The sequence below is a fragment of the Frankia sp. CgJB1 genome, assembly GCF_977947065.1.
The window spans coordinates 1-4143 of the sequence record NZ_CDWTNB010000021.1; the positions used below are offsets into that span (position 1 = coordinate 1).

At 72.4% G+C, this 4143-nt stretch carries 5 protein-coding genes and 1 pseudogene; 4 read left to right on the forward strand and 2 right to left on the reverse strand.

What is annotated here, in order from left to right; all coding sequences use genetic code 11:
* The 4 genes and pseudogenes from AC08OT_RS04435 to AC08OT_RS04450 all read left to right on the forward strand — a co-directional run.
* The coding region (locus tag AC08OT_RS04435; RefSeq protein WP_476602554.1) for a type II secretion system F family protein at positions 1–613 on the forward strand (613 nt) is incomplete at its 5' end.
* A gap of 93 nt (positions 614–706) precedes the next feature.
* Positions 707–949 (forward strand): DUF4244 domain-containing protein, encoded by a 243-nt coding sequence (locus AC08OT_RS04440; protein ID WP_023840725.1) that lies wholly within the window; start codon positions 707–709, stop codon positions 947–949.
* Positions 950–960: 11 nt separating this feature from the next.
* Positions 961–1422 (forward strand): TadE family type IV pilus minor pilin, encoded by a 462-nt coding sequence (locus AC08OT_RS04445; RefSeq protein ID WP_462202813.1) that lies wholly within the window; start codon positions 961–963, stop codon positions 1420–1422.
* Positions 1398–1805 (forward strand): annotated as a pseudogene (locus AC08OT_RS04450) (Rv3654c family TadE-like protein); the annotation flags it as partial. The gene AC08OT_RS04445 and the pseudogene AC08OT_RS04450, both read left to right, overlap by 25 nt.
* 32 nt (positions 1806–1837) lie before the next feature.
* Here AC08OT_RS04450 and AC08OT_RS04455 read toward each other — a convergent pair.
* The gene (locus tag AC08OT_RS04455) at positions 1838–2398 is read right to left on the reverse strand and encodes a hypothetical protein (protein WP_476591786.1); all 561 of its coding nucleotides are present in this window, start codon (positions 2396–2398) and stop codon (positions 1838–1840) included.
* Positions 2399–2510: 112 nt separating this feature from the next.
* Positions 2511–4143 (reverse strand): Zn-binding domain-containing protein (locus tag AC08OT_RS04460; protein WP_476602555.1); only part of this gene is annotated, 1633 nt, incomplete at its 5' end.

The window sequence follows — 4143 nt, forward strand, 5'->3', positions numbered from 1 at the left end:
CTATCCCTTGGCGGACGGCGTGGAGCGACGGGGAGAGCCGGTAGCCGTGGATGCAACGGGCGTCGCGCCCCCGACCTCCGCCGCGGGGCACGACCGGTTCCTCGCCGACTTTCCCCTGGCGCTGGACCTGATCGCGGCGTGTCTGCGCAGCGGGGGGACCATCGTGTCGGCGGTGCGGGCCGTCGGCGCCGCCACCGGTGGTGTGTTGGGCGCGGAACTGTGCTCCGTAGGCGATGCACTCGCGGCGGGCGCCACGGTGGGCGCCGCCTGCGAGCGACTGATGGCCGCGAGTCATGCTCCCCAGCTCACCGACCGGTTGCCCGGATGGGCTCGCCGCGGACGCGTGACCCCGCCATCCCGGCGGGCCAGGATGGTGCGAGCAGCGATCATGGCGCTCGATCGCGCGGAGACGTCCGGGGCGAAGCTCGCCGCCACTCTCACCCGACTGGCCGATCGTGCCAGGGACGAAGCCCACGCGGCGAGCATCGCCGCGGCTCGTCGGGCAGGTGTCCTGGCGGTCGCGCCCCTGGGCCTGTGCTTCCTTCCCGCTTTTCTCCTGCTCGGAGTGGTCCCCATGGTCCTCGGATCCGTCCCCGCGCTGTTGCCGGCCTGAAGTCCCGATCATCCAGCTGCCACCGCGGCGCCGAGCATCCAGGCCTGACCCATCGCTCGATCCCGATCCTCCCCTGTCCCGGAGGTAGTTCTCATGTTCCTGGCAGCCCGCTCCTCGTGCCGACGCCTGTCACGATGGCCGGTGTCCCGGCGGCTCCTCAGCGTGTGGCGCCCGGCCGTCCAGGCCCGCGACCACGGCATGTCCACCGCCGAGTACGCGGTCGGCACGCTTGCGGCCGTGGCGTTCGCCGGCGTCCTCTACGCGGTGGTGTCAAGCTCCGCGACCCGGTCGCTGGTCTCCTCGGTGGTGCAGCGCGCGCTGACCGTGGCGTTCTGAGCGCGGCCGTGATGCCTGTGCGCTCCTCCCAGCGGCCGCCGCGGCCGGTGACCCGTCGACGTGGGAGATCCGTCCGCGGGCCGGACCGCGGCCAGGCCACCGCCGAGCTCGCGATCGGCCTGCCCTCACTGTTCGTCGTCTTCTTCCTGGCCGCCTGGATGCTCGGTGCCGTCGCAGCCCAGGCCCGATGCGCCGACGCGGCACGCATCGGCGCCCGCTTGGCTGCCAGGGGGGAGCCGGATTCGGCCGTGCATACCGTGGTGATCCAGGCGGCACCCGTCGGCTCCACCGTGACGCTGCACCGTGGCGCGGGTCGGCTCGAGGTACAGGTGTCGGTGCACGTCGGTGGCATCGGCGTCAGCCGGCTGGTTCCCGGCATCGAGGTGGCGGCGCGGGCCGTCACCCCCGTCGAAGCGACGGCCGATCTTCCGTCCGATGCCCCCACCGGATGCCCGGCCCGGATGGCGTCGTGAGCGGGACGCGCCGGCTGAGGACGCTGCCGACCGTCACGCCGGGGGTAGCGCCGTCCGCCGCGGCCCCCGATGCAGGGTCCGCGACGGTATGGCTGCTGGCCGTCCTGTTCGCGCTGCTCTCGCTGGTGAGCGTCGCGTTCACCGTGACGGTGATCAGCACGGTCCGGCAGCGGGCCGCTGGAGCGGCGGATCTCGCCGCCCTCGCGGCCGCAGCGATGCCGCCCACCAACCAGCGGACGATGTGCGCGCGGGCCGACGAGGTCAGCGCAGCCAACGGGGCGCGGCTGGCGGCCTGCCGGGTCAACGGCAACGCCGTCGAGGTGACGGTCCTCGCGCGCCTACCGGCGGTACTCGGCCCGCTCCCGGAGCTGTCCGCCCGTGCCCGTGCCGGGCCGTGGGGAGGAGCGGAGGGTGTCTACTTCCCAGTCGGCGTGGACGACCCGGTTCCGGAACGGATGCCCTCGCGAGGTTGGGCGGCGCCACTCGCCGCATCACCGCCACTGTCACGGCGCCGCAGATCAGCGACGCGGGCGACGATCCGGTCGCCCCGGTGGGGATGGGTGATGATCTGGCCCGAGGACGCTGCAGTGGGAGCAGTCGCGGGCATCGGAGCGGCCGCCGGACGCGCCTGGGGCGGGGCCGTCCGGGTTCGTGCCCCGCCGGTGTCGGCTTCGACGGACCGGGGGGCGCTGGTGGCGGGCGCGGCTGGCGCGGAACGCACCAGCGCCTCCATCTCCCGGGCGCGCTGGCGTTCCATCCGGTGGCGGCGGCGATCCCGCGCGAGGCCCTGCAGGAAGAGCTGCACGCCGGCCGCTACCAGCACTCCCGTTACCAGGCCGAGGACGAACAGGCCCCAGATGTCGAACGAGAGCATCTGCCCCATGATCAGGACATCGGTGTGGCCGCTGTTCTCCAACACGAGATCCGCGGTGAGAACTCCAGCCACCAGCAACAGCACGAAACCGACGGTTACCACCGAGACCTCCAAAACCATGGACGTTGGCATAAACGACGGAGAAAAGCCGATCTGGCCGACATACCCGGGTCCGGTCGCGGGGGAACCACGCCGCGGCGAAGTGGTCACGGGGCTAGCCGATCATGGCGGTCACCGCGGCGAGGAGCCGCCAGGCAGCCGCCTTATCGAGCGGCTCATTGCCATTTCCGCATTTGGGCGACTGGACGCACGACGGGCACCCCGCCGGGCACTCACACGCTTCGATCGCGTCCCGGGTCGCAGCCAGCCAGGCACCGATTCGGAGAAATCCCCGTTCGGCGAAACCCGCCCCGCCGGCGTGTCCGTCGTAGACGAAGACGCTGGTGCGTTCGGTGTCCGGATGGCGCGCGGTCGAGACACCGCCGATGTCCCAACGGTCACAGGTCGCGAACAGCGGGAGCAGACCGATCGCCGCGTGTTCGGCGGCGTGGACGGCGCCGGGGACGTCCGCCGGCTCGATCGCGGCTCGGGCAAGCAGGTCGTCGGACAGCGTGTACCAGACGGCCCGAGTTCGCAGCTGACGCGGCGGCAGATCGAGAGGCTCCTGCCCGAGCACCTCGCCCGTCGCGATCAGCCGCCGCTGGTATCCGACGACCTGGCTGGTGACCTCGACCACGCCGAGGTGCACCTCCACGTCGGGCAGCACCCGGGATCGCGACGACTCCACCACCCTGATGTCGGTGTGGTCACGCGCGGTGGTCGTCCATTCCGGCGTCGACTCGCATACGAACGCGACGGATTCCTCGAGGTCGAGGTCCTCGACCACGAAGCTCGATCCCTGGTGAAGATAGACCGCGCCAGCGTGCACCGTCGTGTGCGAGGTCGCGGCGTCCACGGTGCCCAGGAGCCAGCCGGTCCGCGCTTCGACGATGCGAACCGGTGGTCCTCCCGCCCCTCGGATGTCCACATCCGGCCGGGCCCGTTGCGTCCAGAACCAGCCCGTGGGCCGGCGGCGCAGCCGTCCTCGGCGGACCAGGTCGTCGACGGCGAACGCAGCGGTCGGTCCGAACAACGCCAGATCCGCCTCGGTCAGCGCCAACTCGGCCGCGGCGCACTCCAGGTGCGGAGCAAGCACGTAGGGATTGTCGGGGTCGAAGACGCTGGCCTCCACCGGCCGTCCGAAGACGGCTTCGGGATGATGCACCAGGTAGGTGTCAAGCGGATCGTCCCGGGCGACCAACACGGCCAGCGATCGCCGGCCATCCCGCCCGGCGCGCCCGGCCTGCTGCCAGAGCGAGGCGAGCGTGCCAGGAAAACCGGCGGTGACGGTGGCGTCCAGCCCGCTGATGTCCACCCCGAGCTCGAGTGCCGGCGTCGCGGCCGCCCCGAGCAGGGCGCCCGAGCGGAGATCCTCCTCCAGGGCCCGTCGCTCCTCCGGCAGGTAGCCCGCCCGATACGCCGCCACCCGGTCGGCGAGGTCTGCAGCGATCCGACCGAGTTCGCGGCGGGCAGTCACCGCCACCACCTCGGCGGCCCGTCGCGAGCGGACGAAGACCAGGGTGTGCACACCGTCCGCGACGAGGTCCGCCAGCAGGTCCGCGGACTCGGCGGTCACCGACCGGCGGACGGGGGCGCCGTTCTCGCCCGGGCCGGGCGCGGAGGTCGGGTCCTCCCGGTCCGGCAAGCTCTGCCCGGCCGTGAGCAGCGGAGGTTCGTAGAGCACGAAGTCCAGTGGCCCCCGCGGAGATCCGTCGACGTCGACCACCTCGACCTCCACGCCGGTGAGC